This window comes from Sulfitobacter sp. 1A13421 (genome assembly GCF_043557285.1).
GTDB lineage: Bacteria > Pseudomonadota > Alphaproteobacteria > Rhodobacterales > Rhodobacteraceae > Sulfitobacter > Sulfitobacter faviae.
On record NZ_JBIFFQ010000010.1, the window covers coordinates 1 to 19,823 of the forward strand.

At 61.7% G+C, this 19,823-nt stretch carries 19 protein-coding genes; 7 read left to right on the forward strand and 12 right to left on the reverse strand.

Going from position 1 to position 19,823, the window contains the following annotated elements; translation table 11 throughout:
* Window positions 1–1,324 (forward strand): McrC family protein (locus tag ACGYLI_RS15070; protein WP_394419716.1); only part of this gene is annotated, 1,324 nt, incomplete at its 5' end.
* A gap of 368 nt (window positions 1,325–1,692) precedes the next feature.
* On the opposite strand, the gene ACGYLI_RS15075 is transcribed toward ACGYLI_RS15070, so the two are convergent.
* The 4 genes from ACGYLI_RS15075 to ACGYLI_RS15090 are packed head-to-tail and all read right to left on the reverse strand — an operon-like array spanning window position 1,693 to window position 5,218.
* Window positions 1,693–2,445 (reverse strand): ABC transporter ATP-binding protein, encoded by a 753-nt coding sequence (locus ACGYLI_RS15075; protein WP_394419717.1) that lies wholly within the window; start codon window positions 2,443–2,445, stop codon window positions 1,693–1,695.
* Window positions 2,442–3,386 (reverse strand): iron chelate uptake ABC transporter family permease subunit, encoded by a 945-nt coding sequence (locus tag ACGYLI_RS15080; RefSeq protein ID WP_394419718.1) that lies wholly within the window; start codon window positions 3,384–3,386, stop codon window positions 2,442–2,444. Before ACGYLI_RS15080 ends, ACGYLI_RS15075 begins: the two co-directional genes overlap by 4 nt.
* Window positions 3,376–4,323: an ABC transporter permease gene (locus ACGYLI_RS15085; protein WP_394419719.1), complete on the reverse strand. Its 948-nt coding sequence runs from the start codon at window positions 4,321–4,323 to the stop codon at window positions 3,376–3,378. Before ACGYLI_RS15085 ends, ACGYLI_RS15080 begins: the two co-directional genes overlap by 11 nt.
* Before the next feature lie 4 nt (window positions 4,324–4,327).
* Window positions 4,328–5,218: a siderophore ABC transporter substrate-binding protein gene (locus ACGYLI_RS15090; RefSeq protein ID WP_394419721.1), complete on the reverse strand. Its 891-nt coding sequence runs from the start codon at window positions 5,216–5,218 to the stop codon at window positions 4,328–4,330.
* 104 nt (window positions 5,219–5,322) lie between these two features.
* Here ACGYLI_RS15090 and ACGYLI_RS15095 point away from each other — a divergent pair, with 104 nt between their 5' ends.
* Window positions 5,323–5,610, forward strand: a complete 288-nt coding sequence (locus ACGYLI_RS15095) for a DUF2218 domain-containing protein (protein ID WP_394419722.1) — start codon at window positions 5,323–5,325, stop codon at window positions 5,608–5,610.
* An 84-nt stretch (window positions 5,611–5,694) separates the two neighbouring features.
* Here ACGYLI_RS15095 and ACGYLI_RS15100 read toward each other — a convergent pair whose 3' ends face one another.
* On the reverse strand, window positions 5,695–7,674 hold the full coding sequence (locus ACGYLI_RS15100) for a TonB-dependent receptor domain-containing protein (RefSeq protein WP_394419724.1): 1,980 nt from the start codon (window positions 7,672–7,674) through the stop codon (window positions 5,695–5,697).
* A 448-nt stretch (window positions 7,675–8,122) separates the two neighbouring features.
* On the opposite strand from ACGYLI_RS15100, the gene ACGYLI_RS15105 reads away from it, so the two are divergent.
* The 4 genes from ACGYLI_RS15105 to ACGYLI_RS15120 all read left to right on the forward strand — a co-directional run bounded on the left by ACGYLI_RS15105 (window position 8,123) and on the right by ACGYLI_RS15120 (window position 12,044).
* Window positions 8,123–9,184, forward strand: a complete 1,062-nt coding sequence (locus ACGYLI_RS15105) for an extracellular solute-binding protein (RefSeq protein WP_394419725.1) — start codon at window positions 8,123–8,125, stop codon at window positions 9,182–9,184.
* A gap of 61 nt (window positions 9,185–9,245) precedes the next feature.
* Window positions 9,246–10,331: an ABC transporter ATP-binding protein gene (locus ACGYLI_RS15110; protein WP_394419727.1), complete on the forward strand. Its 1,086-nt coding sequence runs from the start codon at window positions 9,246–9,248 to the stop codon at window positions 10,329–10,331.
* Window positions 10,331–11,188, forward strand: coding sequence for an ABC transporter permease (locus tag ACGYLI_RS15115; RefSeq protein WP_209217402.1), 858 nt, complete (start codon window positions 10,331–10,333; stop codon window positions 11,186–11,188). The genes ACGYLI_RS15110 and ACGYLI_RS15115 overlap by 1 nt, the downstream gene beginning before the upstream one ends.
* Window positions 11,189–11,192: 4 nt before the next feature.
* Window positions 11,193–12,044, forward strand: a complete 852-nt coding sequence (locus ACGYLI_RS15120) for an ABC transporter permease (RefSeq protein ID WP_394419728.1) — start codon at window positions 11,193–11,195, stop codon at window positions 12,042–12,044.
* Window positions 12,045–12,085: 41 nt separating this feature from the next.
* Here the strand turns inward: ACGYLI_RS15120 and ACGYLI_RS15125 are convergent, their stop codons facing one another.
* From ACGYLI_RS15125 to ACGYLI_RS15145, 5 genes are all read right to left on the reverse strand, one after another.
* A complete protein-coding gene (locus ACGYLI_RS15125; protein ID WP_394419730.1) occupies window positions 12,086–12,652 on the reverse strand; it encodes a poly-gamma-glutamate hydrolase family protein in 567 nt (188 codons plus the stop codon).
* Between the two features lie 22 nt (window positions 12,653–12,674).
* Window positions 12,675–13,610: a class II glutamine amidotransferase gene (locus tag ACGYLI_RS15130; RefSeq protein WP_394419732.1), complete on the reverse strand. Its 936-nt coding sequence runs from the start codon at window positions 13,608–13,610 to the stop codon at window positions 12,675–12,677.
* Window positions 13,611–13,773: 163 nt separating this feature from the next.
* Window positions 13,774–14,061 carry an SH3 domain-containing protein gene (locus ACGYLI_RS15135; protein ID WP_209217398.1) on the reverse strand — a complete coding sequence of 96 codons (288 nt, stop codon included), beginning with the start codon at window positions 14,059–14,061 and terminating at the stop codon, window positions 13,774–13,776.
* Window positions 14,062–14,121: 60 nt separating this feature from the next.
* Window positions 14,122–16,518 (reverse strand): PAS domain S-box protein, encoded by a 2,397-nt coding sequence (locus tag ACGYLI_RS15140; protein WP_394419734.1) that lies wholly within the window; start codon window positions 16,516–16,518, stop codon window positions 14,122–14,124.
* A gap of 211 nt (window positions 16,519–16,729) precedes the next feature.
* Window positions 16,730–17,878, reverse strand: a complete 1,149-nt coding sequence (locus ACGYLI_RS15145) for an alpha-D-ribose 1-methylphosphonate 5-triphosphate diphosphatase (RefSeq protein ID WP_394419735.1) — start codon at window positions 17,876–17,878, stop codon at window positions 16,730–16,732.
* A gap of 47 nt (window positions 17,879–17,925) precedes the next feature.
* On the opposite strand from ACGYLI_RS15145, the gene ACGYLI_RS15150 reads away from it, so the two are divergent.
* Window positions 17,926–18,603: a DUF1045 domain-containing protein gene (locus ACGYLI_RS15150; RefSeq protein ID WP_394419737.1), complete on the forward strand. Its 678-nt coding sequence runs from the start codon at window positions 17,926–17,928 to the stop codon at window positions 18,601–18,603.
* Here ACGYLI_RS15150 and phnN read toward each other — a convergent pair.
* Window positions 18,579–19,127 (reverse strand): phosphonate metabolism protein/1,5-bisphosphokinase (PRPP-forming) PhnN, encoded by a 549-nt coding sequence (gene phnN / locus ACGYLI_RS15155; RefSeq protein WP_394419739.1) that lies wholly within the window; start codon window positions 19,125–19,127, stop codon window positions 18,579–18,581. The two genes, ACGYLI_RS15150 and phnN, sit on opposite strands and share 25 nt — an antisense overlap.
* A complete protein-coding gene (gene phnL, locus ACGYLI_RS15160; RefSeq protein ID WP_394419741.1) occupies window positions 19,124–19,807 on the reverse strand; it encodes a phosphonate C-P lyase system protein PhnL in 684 nt (227 codons plus the stop codon). Before phnL ends, phnN begins: the two co-directional genes overlap by 4 nt.
* Between the last annotated feature and the right edge of the window lie 16 nt (window positions 19,808–19,823).

Genomic DNA, 19,823 nt, shown 5'->3' on the forward strand with positions numbered 1-19,823 from the left:
TCCACATCAGTGTAAGGGGGTCATTTTTGGACGCCGATCACCCCTCTACGGGGTCAAAATTGCATGCTTGTTCACACCTGAGGATCATGCATCCAACCTTGTGAAGGTCGCCAAAACCTCTTTGTTTGCCGGGGCAGGGGGCGAAGGGGTGTTAGAGCATCGTCGAAAGCACCTGCGGGCACGGGGTGTTGTTGGCGTTATTGCCGCTCCCGGGTGCCAACTTGAGATCTTACCTAAGATCGAAGCTATGGGCGAGAATGGCGTTTCGGACGAAACACTGCGTCGTCGCCTGGTGCATATGTTGGCGGTGGCGCGTGACATTCGAATAGACGCTCAGAACTCCACAAGCCTCGGATGGCAACGTGACACACTTCTCGAGATCTTGATTCGATTGTTTTGCCGCAAAATGATGGAAGCCGTGCGCCAAGGCATCCCGCGGCGATACATAAATCACGAAGACGATCTTTCTGCTCTTCGAGGACGGCTCGACATGACGCGGCAGTTTTCGACACTTGCGGCTCACCCTCAGAAGCTCGCCTGCCGCTTTGACGAGCTTTCGCCAGATATCGCTTTGAATCAGGTCATGAAGGCCACGATTACCAAACTGGTACGATTTTCAACTTCCGCAGATAATCAGAGAAGTCTGAGAGAACTGTCCTTCGCCTACGCAGATATCACGGATGTGCTGGCAAATGCTCTCCGATGGGAGATGATTACGCTGGATCGGACCAACAAGCGTTGGCGGGAGCTCCTCTCGCTTGCTCAGTTGCTTCTTGGGAGCAAGTACCAGACGACAAGTACGGGCCAGTCAGGGGGGCATGCGCTTCTGTTCGAGATGAACACCCTATTCGAAGAATACATTCTGCGGGTTCTCAAGCGCGCGCTGACTGGCACTGGCCTCAAGGTTACCAGCCAAGGAGGGCACAAAAGTTGTTTGTTTGAAGCCGGGACAGGGCGATTTCGTACGCGTCCTGACATCATCGTCAAAGAGGGCAGCAATGTCGTGCTGATCATTGACACAAAGTGGAAGCGGATGACGACGAGGATCGATGACCCGAAACAGGGTGTGAGCCAGTCCGATGTGTATCAATTGATGGCCTATAGCCAGCTCTACGACTGCAATCGGGTAATGCTTCTCTATCCCCATAATCAAGGTCTGCCGAGCCAGCCCATTTGCATCCCATACCACATTGCTTCGCCTACTGGGGCTGAACGCATGTTCGTTTCGACGGTCGATGTATCGGGCGCACATTCATCGGTAGCTGCCGCATTGATCGCAACTGTGCAAAAGAGTCTCGAGCGCTCTTACGAAATGACGGGCTGACAATGCATGCATACCTCGTGAACACTTAGATCAGTGCGGCACGGTGCGCGGCGATGTCTGGCTGGCGCGAACTGATCGCCACTTAACTAAGGTACTTGAATTGGGGCACGATGTGCGTCACATTTCAGGGCACATCCCGGAGTCGGGTAAGGATCAGCGTGCAGTCGCGCAGAAATAGTCCAATAATATCAAAGGCATTGGCCTATAGGGTGACCCCCCCCTACCGCCGGAGCCAATCTCTCCTAGAGATCAATTAGATAAAGCCGCCTCAATAGGCGGCTTTTCTCGTTCTCAGGAGGGGATGGAATGCTTTTTTCCTGTAGCGCAAAAATGGCATGCGACCTTAGCCAATCGCCCCTTGCCCCCCCTCAAACAGCCACCACAACCGTATTCCCAATACGATGCACCCGGGCCGAAGTCCCATAAACCTCCGAAAGCATCGCCTCCGTCACGACCTCCCGCGCTGCGCCGTGATGCGTGATCCGTCCGTCCTTCATCGCCACGATCTGATCGGCATAGGCGGCGGCGTAGTTGATATCGTGCAGCACGATCACGATGGTCCGGCCATGGGTGCGGGCGAGGTCTTGTAATGTGTGCATCAAGCCGCGCGAGGCCGCGATGTCGAGGTTGTTCAGCGGCTCGTCGAGCAGGATATAATCGGTCTCCTGCGCAAAGGTCATGGCCACCTGCGCGCGCTGGCGTTGACCGCCTGACAGCGTGTCGAGGCGGCGCTCGGAGAGGGGGGCAAGGTCGAAGGTCGCCAGTGCCGCCTCTACCTTTTCGCGGTCTTTGGCGGTCGGACGGCCCTTGTGGTAAGGGTAGCGGCCAAAGCTCACCAGCTCGCGAACCGTCAGCAGGGGGGCCGCATCGCTGGTTTGGGGCAGAATGGCCAAGCGTCGGGCCAATGCGTCGTTCGCGCAGGCGCCGATTTGCAGGTCATCGACCATGATCTGCCCCTGCTGAAGCGGGATCAGCCGGGCGATCAGCGACAGAAGCGTCGATTTCCCCGCCCCGTTGGGGCCGATCAGTGCGGTTATTCCGCCGCTCTGCAAGGTCAGATCGATCTCGCGCAGGGTCGGCTTGCCGTCCCGGTCGTGGTTCAGGTCACGGATGGTGATCATCTGGGTTTCCTCCGCAGCAGCAGGATAAGAAAGACAAGGCCGCCAAGCACATCGACGATGACGACAAGCGGGGTCGAGGAGCGCAGGGCGCGCTCCAGCACCATCTGCCCGCCGACCAGCGTGATGGCCGATACCAGTCCCGCCGAGGGCAGCATGACGCTATGAAACATCACCGGGGTGATCTGTCGCGCCACGCTGACCACCAAGAGGCCGAGAAAGGCCATCGGCCCCACCAGCGCGGTCGAGACCGAGACGAGGATCGACACGAGGACGAGCACCTGAAACATGCCGCGCTTTGGGTCTTCGCCAAGGTTGATGGCGCTTTCATCGCCCAGCGACAGCACGTCGAGCCGGTGGCGCATCCGCCAAGCGGCGATCAGCGCGCCGCCGGTCAAGAGGGCGGCGAGGGTGAGAAGCGGGGTATCGACCCGGCCAAAACGGGCAAAGGCATTGGCCTGCACGACCATGAATTCATTGGGGTCGATGACCCGTTGCAGAAAGCTTGAGACCGACCGGAACAGCCCGGCAAAGATGATGCCCGCCAGGATCATGCGAAACAGATCATGCCCGCCGCGGCGCAAGAGCGTGCCGAAAAGCGCCAGTGCGGCCCCCATCAGCAGGAGGCTGTTCACCAGAAACTGCACGATCTCAGGCAGTTGGGTAAAAGTCTGGCCGCCGAGCACGAAGATCAGCACCGTCAGCGTCAGCAGATAGAGCGCATCGAACCCCATGACCGAAGGGGTCAGAATGTGATTGCGGGTGATGGTCTGGAACAGCACCGTGGCGGTCGAGACCGAGACGGCGACCAGCAGCAAGGCGATCAATTTATTGGCGCGAAATGATAGGACAAAGCCCCAGTTCCCCCGCGCCCCCAGCCCGAGGTAAAGCGCGATGCAAAGGCCCAGCAGCGCCAGAAGCCACCAAAGACGCTTAGGATACATGGCGTTTGGGCCCATGCAGTAACCACAGGAACAGCAGGGCGCCCACCACGCCGAATACCGTGCCCACGGGGATCTCATAAGGATAGCGGATCAGCCGCCCGAGGATGTCGCACAGCAGCACGAGGCCCGCGCCGGTCATCGCGGTGAGCGGCAGGCTCCGCCGTAGGTTGTCGCCTGCCAGCCGGGCCACGATATTGGGCACGACCAGCCCGACAAAGGGGATCAGCCCCACTGTCACCACGGTTAGGGCGGTGACGATGGAAATGGCCAGCAGCCCCAGCACCATCGTCTGCCCGTAGTTCAGGCCAAGGTTGATGCTGGCCGTGCGGCCCATGCCGATGATCGCGAATTGATCGGCGGCGAGATAGGTCAGCGCCGCCACCAGCGCCACCAGCCAAAGCAACTCATACCGGCCCTGCAACACGCCGGAGAACTCACCGTTCATCCAAATCTCGACATATTGCAGCAGGTCCGCCTGATAGGCGATGAAGGTGACCGCCGCCCCAAGGATGCCGCCGTAGATCAGCCCCACCAGCGCCACCAGCAAGGGCTGGGTTGGGGGCAGGCGCTGCACGATGGCCAGAAACCCCGCGCCCGCCGCAAGGGCGGTGAGGGAGGCGAGAACCATCTTAACGAAGATGGGGGCCCCCGGCGCGAAGAGGGTGACCAAAAGGATACCAAGCGCCGCGCCTTGGCCCGTGCCCGCGGTCATCGGTTCGACGAAACGGTTGCGCACCAGCATCTGCATGATTGCCCCGCTCACGGCCAAGGCCCCGCCCGAAATCACCACGGCGATGGTGCGCGGCGCGCGGCTGACCACCAACAGCTCCAAGGCCGCCGGATCAGACCAGAGCGCTGCCCAAGACAGGTCGATCACCCCGACGAAGAGCGAGGCGACCGATAGGATCACAAGGAGACAGGCAAGGGCGAGCGCCACGGGTTTACTGCTCCGTCAGGGCGGCGTTGATCTCATCCAGCGTGCGGGTCATCGACTGGATGCCGCCGCCTGCAATGTAGATGGGCGCGGCGGTCAGATGCACGACTTGGCCAGTCTTCCATGCGGTCGTCTCATGCACCAATGCGTTGTCGAGCGTGGCACGCGCGCCTTCGCTTTCCTGACCGATGGCGGCCATCCGGTCGATCACCAGCAGGATGTCGGGGTTGGCCTCGCGGATGAATTCAAAGCTGATCGCCTCACCGTGGTTGGCCATCTCGACATCCTGCACCGCTTCGGGCAGACCAAGCGCCGCATGCAGCCAGCCAAAGCGCCCGCCGAGGCCATAGGCGCTGATCTTCGGCCCATTGGTCATCACGATAAGCGCGCGGCCCTTGCCCGCCAGCGCGTCTTTGGTTTGGGCGAGTTTGTCCTCGAAGGCCGCTGTCAGAGCTGCGGCCTCTTCCTCTTTGTCGAAAACCTTGCCGTAGGCCTCCAGCCGGGCCAGCCCTTCGCCGATGGTGTCTTGCCAAATGGTCATGTCCAAGGTGGGAGCGATCCGCGCCAGTTCCGGCACCTGTTCGGTGCTGCGCCCCCCGGCGATGATCAGGTCGGGGTTCAGGGCGAAAAGGGCCTCGTAATCCGGCTCGAAAAGAGAGCCGATAACCTCGGTCCCCGCTGCCGCCTCTTCAAGGTAGGGCAGATAGACCGGGCGCACCAAGCCCTGCGGTGTGACGCCAAGCGCGGTAAGGCTGTCGAAGGCCGCCAGATCGTAGACCGCCACCGTGGCGGGGGTGAGCGGCGCTTCGGCAGGGCCGCGAGCGGTGTCGACCGTCACGGTCTCGGCCAGCGTGGGCGTGGCGAGAAGCAGGGCCAGAAGGGCAAGGGGTTTGATCATAGCGGTAACTCTTTCATCAGGGGGGAGGGGAAGCCGGGCCGGTGTTTACCATTCCAAAGGTCCGGCTTAGGACTAAGGCAGAAAATGCATCCGGAGAGAGCGCCATGCCGACGACCACAGGATTTTACCAAACCGAGAACGGCTCGAAATACTTGCAGCAGCTGTGCAAACATTTCGGCCATAAGATCGAGACATCTTACGACAGTGAGAAGGGCTATGCCGCTTTCGAGATGGGCACGGCCTATATGACGGCGGACAGCAAGGGCCTCACCGTCACGGCGACGCTCGACGATCCCGAGATGGTGCCTGCGCTGCATAGTGTCATTGACCGGCATCTTGAAACTTTCGCCTTCCGGGAAGCAGAGAAGAACATGGTTTGGACGGTCGAATAGGCCGCCCCTTCACAGAAAATCCCGGCGCCGTAATCGGCGCCGGGTAAAGGGCCAAACCGGAGTTCAGCCAAGCATTGCCTTAGATCAGAAGACGATCTCGGCGCTGACGCGGATAGAGCGGCCGGGCTCGGTCAGCGGCTCCACTTCGCCCACGAACTCTTGGCCATAGGTGGCGCGGCTGCTGTATTGCTCATCAAAGAGGTTGTTCACCTCGGCGCGCAGGGTCAGGTTGTCCATCCGCTTGGGCGTGTATTCGGCAAAGACATTGGCGATCGTGTAGCCGTCCAACTCCGGCCCGCTGCCGCCTGTGGCGGCGTCATAGGTGTCGTCAAAGTCGAAGGCCACCTGCACATCGCCACCCAAGAGAACCCCGTTGTTCAAACGATGCGCCACTTGGAAGGTCAGGAAATCGCCCATCGGCATGGTCAGGTAGTTGCCGTAGTAGGAGTCGGCAGAGCGGCCATTGATCTCGGTGTCGATACGGGCAAAGCCAGCGCGGAAGAAACCATCTTCCCATGCGGTGCCAAGACCCAGTTCAAAGCCGCGCGATTGCACATCCGCCGTGAAGGCCGGGCCACCGCGATAGCTGGCGGCGCGGGCGTTGTCGATGTTGGTGGCGAAAAGCTTACCGTCGACGACCCATGCGCCCATGGTGTAATTCGCGGCGAGGTAGAGGTTGTCGGCAGTGACTTCCTCGATGCCGGAACCATAGTCCCACGTGGGGTTGAGGATATAGTTCTCGGCCAGTTCCAGACCGCCCCAGACGTGGGAATAGCCCGCGCTGATCGTCAGGTCGTCCGAGACGTCATATTCGCCCGAGATATTGCCCGAGAGGCCCGATTCAGACTGCGAGGAACCATCGGTGCCCTCGAAATCCTGAAAATCGGCCCGCGCACCGAAGGACAGACGCGCGTTGCTTGTGGGCTCCATCCGCGCTTGGGCGAAAAGACCGATATTGCTGAGCTTCTCCGTCGCCGCCTCACGCGCTCCGGAGGAGAGGGCGAGATAGTCCAGATCGGCTTCGTCGGAGTAGAAGTCGAGACCTGCGTTCAACTCACCCCAGCTCAGTGCGAAACGGTTTGAGAATTCGCCGCTCAAGCTTACGGTTTCACCGCTGGTGATCGAATTGGTCGACAGCTCGGATTCGTCGTTGACCAGTTTGGTCCCGCTATAGGCCAGCCGTGCGGTGGGGTTCCACATCGCCGTGGGCGTGGTATCGCTGTAGCTCAGGACGATATTGGTGCGCTCCAGATCATAGGGGCGGTCTGCGGGAAGCGGGCGGCCCCCGACGATGGCACCGAGGTTCGCCCGGTAGGGCCGGATTTCATCGTCGACCACCCGTTCGTAAGAAAGCTCGACCCGGTCGCCGCTTTGCGCCTCATAGGCCAGTTTGCCCAGCCCGCTGAGCAGGTCGGTGCCCGAGCCGATGATCTCGTCCCCATTGCCATCTTCGCGCAGCCCGCCATCGGCGACCTTTGCAAAGCCGAGGTATTCAAACCCGCCTTCACGGCCATAGACCGACAGGCTGTTCGAGAAGATGTCGCCGTTGCTGTCGTATTCCAGCTTGTAGCGCCCGCCAAAGGTCTCACCCGGGGCCAGCAGGTCGCTCGCGTCTTTGGTCTCATAAGCCAGCGCGCCGCCCAAGGCGCCGGGGCCCGCATCGGCGGGGGCCACGCCGGGGTCGACGCGGGCGGCTTTCAGTAGGGCGGGGTCGATCAGCGTGGTGGTGTTGTGGTGGAACACCTTGTTGTTCTGCCGCGCGCCGTCGATAGAAATGGCGAGGTTGTTCTCCTCGATCCCGTTCACATAGACCTTTTGCGACATCGGGATCGAACTGCCGACCGCAATGGTGGGCTCGGCCACGAAAAGCTCGGACAGATCGGCGGGATTGCTCAGCGCCAGCCCTTCGCTGGAAATTGAGATGTCATCGTCTTCCATCCCCGGAACGGCTGGCATCTCAAGGACGATGGTGCCCAAGAATGCTTCGTCGTTATTGCTCTGCGCATGGCCTGCGGCGGGAATCATCCCCGCGGCGAGGCAAGCAAATGCATGTGTCGGCTTCATTAAAGTTCCCTTTACTCAAAATGCCCGGAACCAGAAAATGACCCCTCAGACGGCTTTGCGGCGATTCCTTATAGAAACCGTCAGGAATCTCAAGGGGCTTGGTTTGAGCGTGGGATGACCTGTGTCTTTTGGGTAAATTTGAGGGAGTGCAGGACGCGGGCGGGGCCGCGTATTCCCCATAGAAAGTGGGGAAGAGCGGGCGGCTATGACTGCGAAGGGGGCTTGCCCCCGCAGGCCCAAAAAGCACAGGCGGCTTCGTCAGCCACCCGACCCATGGCCGCAGCCGCCCAAAGCAACCCTGCCAAAACAAACGGCATTTTCTGCCTCTGTCACAAATCTTTTGCATTCTCAGGCCACAAGGAGCCGCGATGCGCCGAAGTATAAATTGACCAACTGGTCTAACGCGCGCATTCTGCCGACAATGAGTACACTAGAAAGAGGATTTCCCATGACAAAAACCATTCTGCTGGCCGGCACCATGCTGGCGGGGCTCGCCTCCGTGGCCCAAGCCGACACGCTGCGCCTTTTGACATGGGGCGGCTACGCACCTGAGGACGTGGTCGCGAAATTTGAAGAAGAGACCGGCCATACCGTCGAAGTCACGAAATCCAACAACGAAGAGATGATCGCCAAGCTGCGCGCCACAGGCGGCGGTGGTTTCGACCTCGCCCAGCCTTCGCAAGACCGCATTATGGGGCCGCAGATGGAATTCGGCATCTACAAGCCGATCGACGTCTCCAAGCTGAACAAAGAGCTTTTCATCCCCTCCATGCTCGACGCGACCATGGCCAACACCACCGTGAACGGCGATGTCTATGGCGTGCCGCACGTCTGGGGCACCTCCGGTCTGGTGATGAACACCGCCGAAGCGGGCGACACGGTCAAGGATTATACCGACCTCTGCGCGCCCGAAGTGGCGGGCAAAGTGTCCTACCGCCTGAAGCGTCCGACGCTCATCGGTTTCGCCTTCGCCATGGGTGAAGACCCCTTTGCCGCCTACGACGACGAAGCGAAATATGCTGAGATCATGGGCAAGGTCGAAGAGAAGCTGATCGAATGCAAAGAGAACGTCAAAACCTACTGGGGCGGCGGCGATGAGCTGATGAACCTGCTGCGCTCGGGCGAGGTGACCGCCTCCATGGCATGGGACACCGGCGGCTGGAAGCTGAACGACGACAACGCTGACATCACCTTCGTGGCCCCGGCCTCTGGTGCGCTGGGCTGGATCGACACCTTCGTTCTGCCCGCCAAAGGGCAGGCCGACGATGTGGCCTATGAGTGGATCAACTTCGTCATGCAGCCGGAAATCGCGGCGATGATCACCGCAGCGGCGGGCAACTTCACGGCCTCCGCAGGCGCGGATGAGTTTGCCGAAGACAGCCTGAAAGCCAAGTATCAGAACAGCTTCCCGCAAGAAGCCGTCGATAATATCAAATGGTATCCGCCGGTGCCCGCCGGTCTGGAAACCATCGAAGGCGAAGTGCTGGACCGCGTCCAAGCTGCCAACTGATAACTGACCCTACGAGCGGCACCCTCATTTCGGGGGTGTCGCATCTTTATACGGAATACACATGACCCCAGATCTGGAATGCGTCGACCTCGTTAAGCGGTTCGGCGATACCACCGCTGTTAACAACGTCTCCTTCACGGTGCCGCCCGGCAGTTTCTTCTCCATCCTCGGGCCTTCGGGCTGCGGCAAAACAACAATCATGCGGATGATCGCGGGGTTTCTTGACCCTACTTCTGGTGACATTCGGATCAAAGGCGGCTCGGTGCTCGATACGCCGCCGAACAAGCGCCCGGTGAACATGGTGTTCCAGCATCTGGCGCTTTTCCCGATGATGACGATCGCCGAAAACATCGGCTACGGGCTGCGCCGTCGCGGCATGCCTAAGGCCGAGATCGCGCGCAAGGTCGATGAGGCGCTCGACCGGATCGGCCTGCCGGGCATCGGCGCGCGCAAGGCGGATGAGCTTTCGGGCGGGCAGAAGCAACGGGTCGCCATCGCGCGCTGCATGGTGTTGGAGCCGGACGTGCTGCTGCTGGATGAGCCGCTGGGGGCGCTGGACCTCAAGCTGCGCGAACATATGAAGGTTGAGCTAAAGGCCCTGCAAGCCGCCTTTGACACGACATTCGTCTATATCACCCACGACCAATCCGAAGCGCTCGTGATGTCCGACCAGATCGCGGTGATGAGCAACGGCCAGTTCGAACAGGTGGGCCGGGGGCAAGATCTCTACTACCGCCCCGAAACACCCTTCGTCGCCGGTTTCATCGGAGAGTCGAACCGCTGGAAAGGCCGGATCGAACGGGTGGACGGCGACGCCCTGCAATTGCGCACCGACAGCGGGCTTGCCATGCGCGCCACGGGCGCGGGCCTTGTCCAAGGGGCAAAGGCCGAGATTTTCGTGCGGCCCGAATCCATTCGGCTGGCTGCCAGTGCCGATGCGCTGTCGGGGTTCGACAATCAGCTAAAGGGCACCGTCACCAGCCTGTTGTTCAACGGCGCGGCTTCCCGCGTCTTGGTGCAGGATGATGTGGGCGAAACGCTCGAAGTCACGCTGCCGCAATCGGGGGAGTTGTCAAGCCTGAAACGCGGCGACGTGGTGCATATCGGCTGGGGCGCGGGGCAGGCGACCTGCTTTGGGGTCGCGTGATGCGCAGCCAATCCCGACTGACATTCTACCTGCTGCTGACGCCCTTGGTGCTGTGGCTGGGGCTTTTGATCATCATTCCGCATATCGACATGCTGCTGATCTCGCTGCGCGAGCGGATCAGCTTTGGCGTCTATGAAACCAGTCTGGCGCAATATGAAAAGGCGCTGACCGAACCGCTGTATTTGCGCACCTTCTGGCGCACGGCGGTGATGTCGGTGCTGGCCACCGCGCTGACGCTGCTGATCGCCTTTCCGGTGGCCTATTACATCGCCAAAATGGCGAAGGGGCGCTTGCAGCAGGTGTTGTTCCTGCTCTGCCTGATCCCGTTTTACGTCTCCGAACTGGTGCGTACCTTTGGCTGGATGATCCTGCTGCGCGAGACCGGTCTCGTCTCGAACCTGTTGCAATGGGTGGGGCTGGCGGACCGTCCGGTGGAACTGCTTTACACCGATGCCACGATGATGGTCGGGCTGGTCTATACCTCTATGCTCTTCATGGTGGTGCCGCTTGTCACCACGCTGGAAAGCCTCGACGACAGCGTGATCGAGGCGGGCTATGATCTGGGCGGCAGCGGGCTTTCCGTCCTGCGTGAGATCATCATCCCCCATGCCATGCCCGGTATCGTGTCGGGCTGTATCGTGGTCTTCATGCTGAGCTTGGGCAACTACCTGACGCCGACAATGCTGGGCGGCAAGGACAGTCTTTGGTTCACCGAAATGATCTATAACCAGTTCATCGTGCGCTCCAATTGGGAGCTGGGCGCCGCCTTTGGCTTTATGCTTTTGGTGCTGTCTTCGGTGATCGTCTGGGGGATGCTCTGGCTTACGGGCCGGACCCTCAAGGAAACGATGGGGTGATCCAATGATCCCGACAATCCCGCAATCGCGCAGCTTTCGCATCCTCTATGGTGGCTATGTGGCGCTGTTCTTTCTCTATCTGGCCCTGCCGCTGACCGTGGTGGCGGTCTTCGCCTTCAACGACAGCCAGTTCCCCTCTCTCCCGTGGGAGGGGTTCACATGGAATTGGTTCTTTGGCGAGGAGCGTCCGCAGATCGGCGTCTTTCACGAACGCGGCATTCTGCGCGCGGTCGGCACCTCGGCCTTTGTGGCGCTTTGCGTGGCGGTGCTTTCCGTCTGCGTGGGCACGACCAATGCCTTCTTGTTCAACCGGTATGATTTCCGCGGCAAGGGGTTCCTCTATGTGCTGATGCTGCTGCCACTGGTGATCCCCGGCATCGTGCTGGGCATCTCGGTGCTGGTCTTCTCCTCGACGCTGGCCAATGGCGTTTGGGACTTGGCGCAGATCGACATTCAGGCGCTGCGCCCCGGTCTGCTCTTGGTGATCTTGGGGCAGTTCAGCTTTATCACCACCATCGCCACACTGGTGATCTCGGCCCGGTTGCAGAAATTCGACCGGACCTTGGAGGAGGCGGCGCTGAACCTTGGCGCGGACCGTCTGACGGCGGTGCGCACGATCACGCTGCCCTTCCTTGCGCCTGCGATGGTCGGGGCCGTGGTGGTGGCGTTTTTGATGAGCTTTGAGAACTTCAACACCACGCTGATGCTCGTGGGCTCCGACGCGCCGCTGACCATCGCCATGTTCGACCGGCTGAAAGAGGGGTCGACCCCGCTGCTGAACGCCGTGTCGCTGCTCTTGATGCTGGGCTCGTCGCTTTTGGCGCTGCTGGTGATCCTGTTCCAGAAAAAGGGCTAACGGCCCCTCGGCAGGCCCGATCACGGGCCTGCCACTTCGCGCTAGAGCGCCCGGCGCACCGCGCGGCTGAACCTTTCAAGTAAATCCGAATCCTCCGCCAGATGGCGCCTCAGTGACCGGGGCAGTTCAAGCTGGACCCCCGTGCCGTTGCGGGTGCGGTTGCAGATATTCGTCTCATGCAGGCCGGGCAGGGTGGTGTTTACCTCCGCCCCGAAGCCCGCCCTGCGCAGGGCGGCGCCGATGGCATCGCGCATAGCCTTGTCCCGCCCGCCAAGCCATACGGTTTGGGTGCCATCGTCCTTGCGGCCATGCACGGCGACGGCCCCCTCGGCGCTGCCGACAAGCGCCAGCGCCTGCGGCTCATCGAAACGGTGCGAGGTGATGTGAAAATCCCCATGCGCCCCGGGCTTTAGCGCCTCGAAGACATAGAGCGACAGGTCGCGCCCCGCGATGGCCTCGGCGATCAGGCCCGTCTCGGGTTCGATCGTGCCGCCATGCGGGGCCAGAATGACGACCGCGCTGCCGCGGTCCTCGGCCCGGATGCGGTAATCGACGCCCGCGACCATCTCGGCGGAGAGGTCGGCAAAATTCTGGAAGCGATCTGCCATAAAGGCTCCTGTTAAATGGCGGTTACACGTCGAGCTTGCGGACCGTTTTGCGGATCAGCCCGTCCTTCCGCTCCAGAAACACGATCTCGCCGAATTCGATCTTCAGCCATTCCTCCGCGTTTTCGGTCAGCGGCTCCGACGCGAGAATGGCCGAGGTCGTCTCCCCTTCGGGGCAGGCGTCGATGTCATAGGTGTTCGCATAGTCCTGAAAATTCGCCCCGGTGAGCAGGTAGATCGGTTCAAGCAGCATCGACAGGGGCAGGTCCTCGTCCCGCAGCTTTTGCCAATCGCCTGTGACATCCGTCTCACCCTCATGGCCGCAGCCAAAGTTCACGCCGATGATCCGCTCCCTGCTGACCAACGCGATCTTGAGTTTGGTGAGCGCGGCGAGGTCGAGGTCGCGAGCAGCCTTGCAGATTACCTGCAACAGCTTTTCGAACCCGCGCTGCACGTCTTCGTCGCTGTCGCCCTCCAGCAAGGACAGCAGCAGCACATAAAGGAATTCCGTATCCGTCGTGCCGCGCATCTGGGCGAGGTAGCGATCCTTGCAATGGGGCAGGATCTCGCGCTGCAACTGCCGCCAATGGGGCAGGGCACCGTTCTGGGCGATGATCCACGGCGTATGGTCAAAGGAGAATGGGTGGCAGTTCTCATCGGCCTGAACCACGCTGGCGTCATAAGAGGCCGCGCGGATATGCGACAGCAGGGTATGGGCCTGCAGGCTGGGGATCACCGATTTGGCGTTGTCGTCGTGAAAGGCGGCCTTGGGCCGGTGGTAGCACAGCGGCGCTTCGGGGTGCAGCAGATGGTCGCTCCAGGCGGAGAAACCCCATCCGGCCAATTGCAGGCTTGGGTGCAGTTCCGGGTCGAGGCTTTGGTTCAGCAGGCTGTTCTCAGGCGCAAGGAGCAGCGACTCGATTGGCAGTTCAGGTCCGATATAGGCGAGGAAGCGGCACATGGTTTTCCTTACTCTTGAGATATTTCAGCGACTTCGAAAAAGGGTGTGAAGGGCTGAGATAGAGCAAGGCGCGCGAAAATCGACTTAGGACGCGGCAGCGCGGTCAGGGCGATGCGCCGTCGGCTGGGGGCGGCCCTGCAAACGGGCCACCCGAGTTCATAAATCAAATGTCAGAGATATAATCCGCCGAGACATAGCCCTGCACCTCAGGCGCATCGGCCAAGGAGACGCGGCACCACAATTGTCCGATCTCGGTCACGCAGTCGCGGCGGTTCAGGACGGTGCCGTCGGGCAGCCCCATGATGATCCCGAAGTCCAAGCCCGGCCCGGACCGCAGTTTCAAAAGCTCATCCGGCCCGGTGCGGTGGACCATGACGCGGTCACTGGCCACGCCCGCGCAACCAGCGATGAACATAGCGGTGGAAACGGCTGCGAATGTAATACTGCGCATGATCTGCCTTTCTTTTGTTTTCTTTCTCATAGATCGAAAACCGGGCTGATCCTAGCCGCCTTATTCCGCCGCCGCCTTGCACTGCTCCAACGCCCGTTTCAACGAATGCTCGTCATAGGGTTTCATCAAGCTGACATAGCGCCCCGCCTCTGCATCGCCTTCGGCGTATTCCCGCGGATCGGCGCCTGAGGCGATGATCACGGCGATTTCGGGGCGCAGCTGCGTCACATGCCGCACCAGTTCCATGCCAGAGCCATCGGGCAGGCCAAGGTCGGTGAACATGACATCAAACCGCTCTGCCTGAAGGCTGTGTTCCGCGGCGGCGACGCTGTCGGCCTCGGTCACGACATAGCCCAGATCAGCGAGCATATCCGCCGTGGCCATGCAGATCAGCGCATCGTCTTCGACCAACAGCACCTTCGGCGCGTCATCGGTGCTCGGCGCGGCCTCCGCAACTGGCGGGGCGGTGTCGGCACTGGTCTGGCGCGAGAGGATCTCATGGATTTTCAGCGCCAGCCGTTCGCGGGTGTAGGGTTTGCTCAGCAGATCGACCCCTTCGTCGAGCCGTCCGGCATGAACGATGGCGTTCTGCGTGTAGCCCGAGGTGAAGAGCACGCCGACATTCGGCAGATGCGCCTTGGCCTCGCGGGCAAGCTCGGGGCTGCGGATTTTGCCGGGCATGACCACATCGGTGAACAGCAGGTTGATCTGGACCCCGCTTTTCACGATCGCCAGCGCACTGTCCGCATTCTCGGCGGTGAGCACGTCATAGCCAAGATCGCGCAGTTGATCGACGGCGGTCTCGCGCACGGCGGCATCGTCTTCGACCACAAGGATCACCTCGCCACTGCCGGTGGGCGTGTCGGTGGTGGCGGGCAGCGGGGCGCTTTCCTCCTTGCGCTGTGTGCGTGGCAGGTAGACCCGCACGGTCGTGCCTTGCTTCTCTTCGCTGTAAAGCTTGATGTGCCCGCCGGATTGTTTGACGAAACCGTAGACCATGCTGAGGCCCAGCCCCGTGCCCTCTCCGGTCTCCTTGGTGGTGAAGAAGGGGTCAAAGACCTTCTCCATGATCTCGGGCGGGATGCCCGCGCCGGTATCGGTGATCGCCAGCATGACATATTGGCCCGGCGCCACGTTCGGATGGTTCTGCGTATAGGCATCATCCAGCGCGGCATTGCCCACTTCGATCGTCAGCTTGCCGTGATGGGCCATTGCATCGCGCGCGTTGATGGCGAGGTTTAGGATCACGTTTTCCAACTGCGCCGGATCGACAAGACAGTTCCACAGGCCCCCCGAGATCACCGTCTCGACCTCGATCCCTTCGCCAAGCGTGCGGCGCAGCATGTCGTCCATGCCCCGCACCAATCGGCCAAGGTTCTGCGGTTTCGGCTCCAAGGGCTGCTGCCGCCCAAAGGCCAGCAACTGCGCGGTGAGCTTGGCCCCGCGCGACACGCCTGCCATGGCATTGTCGACGAACCGCCGCTTGGCGTCGCCCTCGGGCAGTTCTTTCGACAAGAGTTGCAGGTTACTGCCCACCACTTGCAACAGGTTGTTGAAGTCATGCGCGATGCCGCCGGTCAACTGGCCCACGGCTTCCATCTTTTGCGCCTGCACCAATTGCGCCTCAAGCCGGTCCCGCTCGGCCATGGCCTCTTCGATCTTGGTTTTCAGCGCGTTGTTGAACTCGATCTCGGCATTGCGGGCGCGCAGTTCTTCGCGCAGGTCGCGCACCTCGATCACCGTGCCCACGGTTTTGCCGGTCTCGTCCTTCATCGGGGAGGCGGTGAAACCCACGGGGTAGAAGCTGCCGTCCTTATGGACAAAGGTCTCTTCCCCTTGGGTCTGGTGGTTCTCGGGAAAGGCGCGGTCGATGGCGCAGTCTTCGATGGGGAAATGCCGCCCGTCGGGATGGGTGTGGTGGATCACATCATGCAACGGTCGGCCTGCGGTTTCCTCAAACCGATAGCCGGTCAGCTCTTCTGCCGCGCGGTTCATGAAAACGCATTGCTGTTTGTCGTCCATCATGAAGATGGCCATCGTCGTGTTGCTCAGGATCGCGTCCAGCCGGGCCGAGACCTTGGTCAGCGCCGCGTTGGCCTCTTTCTGTTTCGTGATGTCCTGAATGGCCGCGTAGAGGACCGTGTCATTCTCAGTCACGATCAATTGCAGATGGGTCAGCACGTTATAGCGCGACCCGTCCTTGCGTTGGTGGATCGTCTCATATTCCAGCGTCGTCTTCTCACCGCTCAGCAGCGGTTGGACGAGTTCCAGAAACGCCTCGCGCGAGAGTTCGGGCTTGATGTCCCAAGCCGCCATGCCGCGCAGCTCATCCATCGAATAGCCAAGGTTCTCCCGCGCGCCGCGATTGGCAAGGGTGAAGGTGAAATCTTCGACTGAAAACAGGTAAACTTCGCTGGCCGCATCTTCGACGATCTGGCCAAGGCGATCACTCGCCAATCTGAATGCTTCTCGCACCATTTTCCTCAAACTTGTCGGCCATGATGACCGGCTAAATTATTCTGCAAGATGCAGGTTTGTTTAACCTAGCCTTATGGAGCGACAAGACGAGGGCAAAAAGCCACATTCGTATAAGGGGCGGGTTTTTGCGCAGATAAAAGAGAGAGGCGCACCCGCCAAAACCGGCGGATGCACAGGGGGCCGGGCGCGGTCACGCCACGCGGTTGCCCATGGCATAGACCGAAGCCAGGATCGGCGCGTCTTTCATGATGTCAAAGAGGATCAGATCGGCCCGCGCACCCAGAGCGATCTCGCCCCGGTCGGACAGCCCCACATGTCGCGCGGGCGTGCGGGTCACGGTGGCGAGCCCGCGTGCCATATCGCCCCATAGGTTGCCCAGTTGCACCGCGCCCAGCAAAAGGGCTGCGGGCACATAGTCGGATGACAGGATATCGAGCAGATCCAGTTCCGCCAGTTCCTTGGCCGCGACATTGCCCGAATGCGAGCCGCCGCGCACGAGGTTCGGCGCGCCCATGATCGTGGCGATGTCTTGGGCATGGCAAGCCTCTGCCGCTTCGCGGGTGGTGGGGAATTCGGCCAGCCGCACGCCATGGGCATAGCTGGTCGCGACCTGTTCGGCGGTGGTGTCGTCATGGCTGGCCAGCGCTGCGCCATAGCGCGCCGCCGCCGCCACCGCTGCCGCTTCATGTTTCGCGCCAAGCCGGTCCTGCAATCCATGTAGGAAGGTAACGTAATCGCCAAAATCCTCCCGCGGCAGGCCGTTCTTGCCACAGACGTAATCTTCGAACTTTTGCACGTCGCGGAATTGCCGCTGGCCGGGGGTGTGATCCATCAGGCTGACGATGCCAACCTTGTCGTCGGGGCCAAACTCGGCCAGTTCCTCCTCCAGCGTTTCGGAACAGATCTCGGCGCGCAGGTGGATGTGGTGGCTGATCGCCAGCGCCCCGCTGTCACGCATCATCAGGATCTCATCGGCCATGTCGCGGGCGTATTTTCCGTAACGTTTGCGCCCTTCGTCCGACAGGATCGACCCCACCCGGATCGCGTCGAAGACGGTGGTGATCCCGGTGCCCGCCAGTTCGCGGTCATGGGCGATGATAGCGGCACGGTGCGGCCAGTCGACCTTGGGCCGCGGCTTCATGTGGCGCTCTAGGTTGTCGGTATGCAGCTCCACCAGCCCGGGGGCGAGGTAGCGCCCCTCGCAATCGATCGCCCCCTTGGGCAGGGCGGTGCCTTCGGCGATATCGGCGATCACCCCGTCGCGCAGCACCACGCTGCCGGGGATCACCGCATCGAGCAGGATGATTTTAGCATTGGCGAGAATGGTTTCTTTTGTCATGTGAAGGTCACGCTTGTTGCGCATCTATGGATGCAGGGAGAAGATGAATGAAGTTCGACCGCTACGCGATCTATTACACGCCCAAGGGCGCATTGGCCGAGGCTGGGGCCGCTTGGCTGGGGTGGGATCTGGCGCGCGGGCGTGCCGTGGCGCATCCTGAGGTCGCGGGGCTGGACGTGGCCGCTCTGACCGAAACGCCGCGCAAATACGGGCTGCATGCGACGATCAAACCGCCGTTCGTGCTGGCTAAAGGCGCATCGGCTGACGGGGTGCTGACCGAGTTCGAGACGCTTTGCACGCGGCTCGCGCCGGTCACGCTGGATGGGCTGGCGCTCACCCCGCTGGGCCGGTTTCTGGCGCTGACGCCCGCGGGGGACACCGCCGCGCTCAACGCCATGGCCGCCGAGGTGGTGCGCGGCCTCGATCCTTTCCGCGCGCCGCCGACCGAGGCCGATCTGGCCCGCAGGCGTCAGGCCAATCTGACCCCGGTGCAAGAGGCCAACCTCAGCCAATGGGGCTACCCCTATGTGATGGAGGCGTTCCGCTTTCACATCACCTTGACCGGCAAACTGCCCAAGGGCGATCTGCCGCAGGTCACCGCAGCGCTCGCCCCCTATATCACGCCGCATCTGCCGCAGCCCTTCGTGCTGGACAGCCTGACACTGGTGGGGCAGGCCCCAGACGGTATGTTCCATGAGGTTCACCGCGCGGCCCTTTCGGGATAAAGCGCCGCCAGCGCCTGTGCCACGGTCTGCTTCAGCGGGCCGGAGTTGTCGATCTCGATGGCGGAGATATGGTCGGGCAAGTCCCGCTCGGCCCGGGCCAGCCGGGCGGTGATTTCCGCTTCGCTCTCGCGCCCACGGCCCCGCAGCCGCGCGGCCAGCACTTCGGGCGCGGCGGTGAGCGACAGCACCTCGAACCGCTCAAACCTGAGCTTCGCTTCGGTCAGCACCGCGCGCGAGAGGTTGGCCAGCACGTCGCGCCCCTCGGCCAGCGCCATATCGACCGCGATGGGAATGCCATAGCGCAGCCCATGCGCGGCCCAGCTGAGGGCAAAGGCGCCCTCCGCCTCCAGCCGCAGGAACGTGTCCTCGTCGATCCCGTCGAAGTCTTCGCCGCCCGCTTCGCTGGGCCGGGTGATGGCGCGGCGGGCGAGGAAGATGTCGGGCTGCGCTTCCGCCAGCGCTTCCATAACGCTGTCCTTGCCCACGCCCGACGGCCCCACCACCGCGATGAAACGCCCGCTCATGCCGCCAATCCGGGGGTGAAGCGGGTCACGTCCACTTCGCGGTTGCAGATTTGGTCGCGGGCGGCTTCGTCATGGAAGATTCCCAAGATCGCCGTGCCGCGGGCCTTGGCCTCTTCGATCAGCGCCAGCACCGTGGCGCGGTTGGTGGCGTCAAGGCTCGCCGTCGGCTCGTCCAGCAGCAAGACGGGGTAGGGATGCGCAAAGCCGCGCGCGATGTTCACCCGCTGCTGCTCCCCGCCGGAAAAGGTCGTGGGGCTGAGCTGCCAGAGCCGTTCGGGGATGTTGAGTTGCGCCAGTAACTCTCCAGCCCGCGTCCGTGCGTCGGCTTCGCTGCTGCCCACCGCGCGCAGTGGTTCTGCCACCACGTCAAGCGTCGCCACCCGCGGCACCACCCGGAGGAACTGGCTGACATAGCCCAGCACATTGCGGCGCAGGTCCAATATCTCACGCGGGGCGGCTTGGGCGACATCCAGATCGCCCACCATGATCCGGCCCGAGGCGGTCAGGTAATTGCCATAGATCATCCGCATCAGCGTCGATTTCCCGGCGCCCGAAGCGCCGGTCAGCGCCACGCATTCGCCCTGCGCCACGGTCAATTCACCGCCGCGCATCACCGGGAACACCGCAGCGCCCTGATTGTGCAGGGTGAAGGACTTGCTTACATTTTCCACGCGTATCATGGTTTAGCCTTGCTCG

Excerpts from the sequence above, each read along its gene's own strand:
- ACGYLI_RS15075 (WP_394419717.1), bottom strand. The coding sequence starts at position 2,445 with ATGATCACCATCCGTGACCTGAACCACGACCGGGACGGCAAGCCGACC.
- ACGYLI_RS15080 (WP_394419718.1), bottom strand. The coding sequence starts at position 3,386 with ATGTATCCTAAGCGTCTTTGGTGGCTTCTGGCGCTGCTGGGCCTTTGC.
- ACGYLI_RS15090 (WP_394419721.1), bottom strand. The coding sequence starts at position 5,218 with ATGATCAAACCCCTTGCCCTTCTGGCCCTGCTTCTCGCCACGCCCACG.
- ACGYLI_RS15095 (WP_394419722.1), top strand. The coding sequence starts at position 5,323 with ATGCCGACGACCACAGGATTTTACCAAACCGAGAACGGCTCGAAATAC.
- ACGYLI_RS15100 (WP_394419724.1), bottom strand. The coding sequence starts at position 7,674 with ATGAAGCCGACACATGCATTTGCTTGCCTCGCCGCGGGGATGATTCCC.
- ACGYLI_RS15105 (WP_394419725.1), top strand. The coding sequence starts at position 8,123 with ATGACAAAAACCATTCTGCTGGCCGGCACCATGCTGGCGGGGCTCGCC.
- ACGYLI_RS15110 (WP_394419727.1), top strand. The coding sequence starts at position 9,246 with ATGACCCCAGATCTGGAATGCGTCGACCTCGTTAAGCGGTTCGGCGAT.
- ACGYLI_RS15115 (WP_209217402.1), top strand. The coding sequence starts at position 10,331 with ATGCGCAGCCAATCCCGACTGACATTCTACCTGCTGCTGACGCCCTTG.
- ACGYLI_RS15120 (WP_394419728.1), top strand. The coding sequence starts at position 11,193 with ATGATCCCGACAATCCCGCAATCGCGCAGCTTTCGCATCCTCTATGGT.
- ACGYLI_RS15125 (WP_394419730.1), bottom strand. The coding sequence starts at position 12,652 with ATGGCAGATCGCTTCCAGAATTTTGCCGACCTCTCCGCCGAGATGGTC.
- ACGYLI_RS15130 (WP_394419732.1), bottom strand. The coding sequence starts at position 13,610 with ATGTGCCGCTTCCTCGCCTATATCGGACCTGAACTGCCAATCGAGTCG.
- ACGYLI_RS15135 (WP_209217398.1), bottom strand. The coding sequence starts at position 14,061 with ATGCGCAGTATTACATTCGCAGCCGTTTCCACCGCTATGTTCATCGCT.
- ACGYLI_RS15145 (WP_394419735.1), bottom strand. The coding sequence starts at position 17,878 with ATGACAAAAGAAACCATTCTCGCCAATGCTAAAATCATCCTGCTCGAT.
- ACGYLI_RS15150 (WP_394419737.1), top strand. The coding sequence starts at position 17,926 with ATGAAGTTCGACCGCTACGCGATCTATTACACGCCCAAGGGCGCATTG.
- phnN (WP_394419739.1), bottom strand. The coding sequence starts at position 19,127 with ATGAGCGGGCGTTTCATCGCGGTGGTGGGGCCGTCGGGCGTGGGCAAG.
- phnL (WP_394419741.1), bottom strand. The coding sequence starts at position 19,807 with ATGATACGCGTGGAAAATGTAAGCAAGTCCTTCACCCTGCACAATCAG.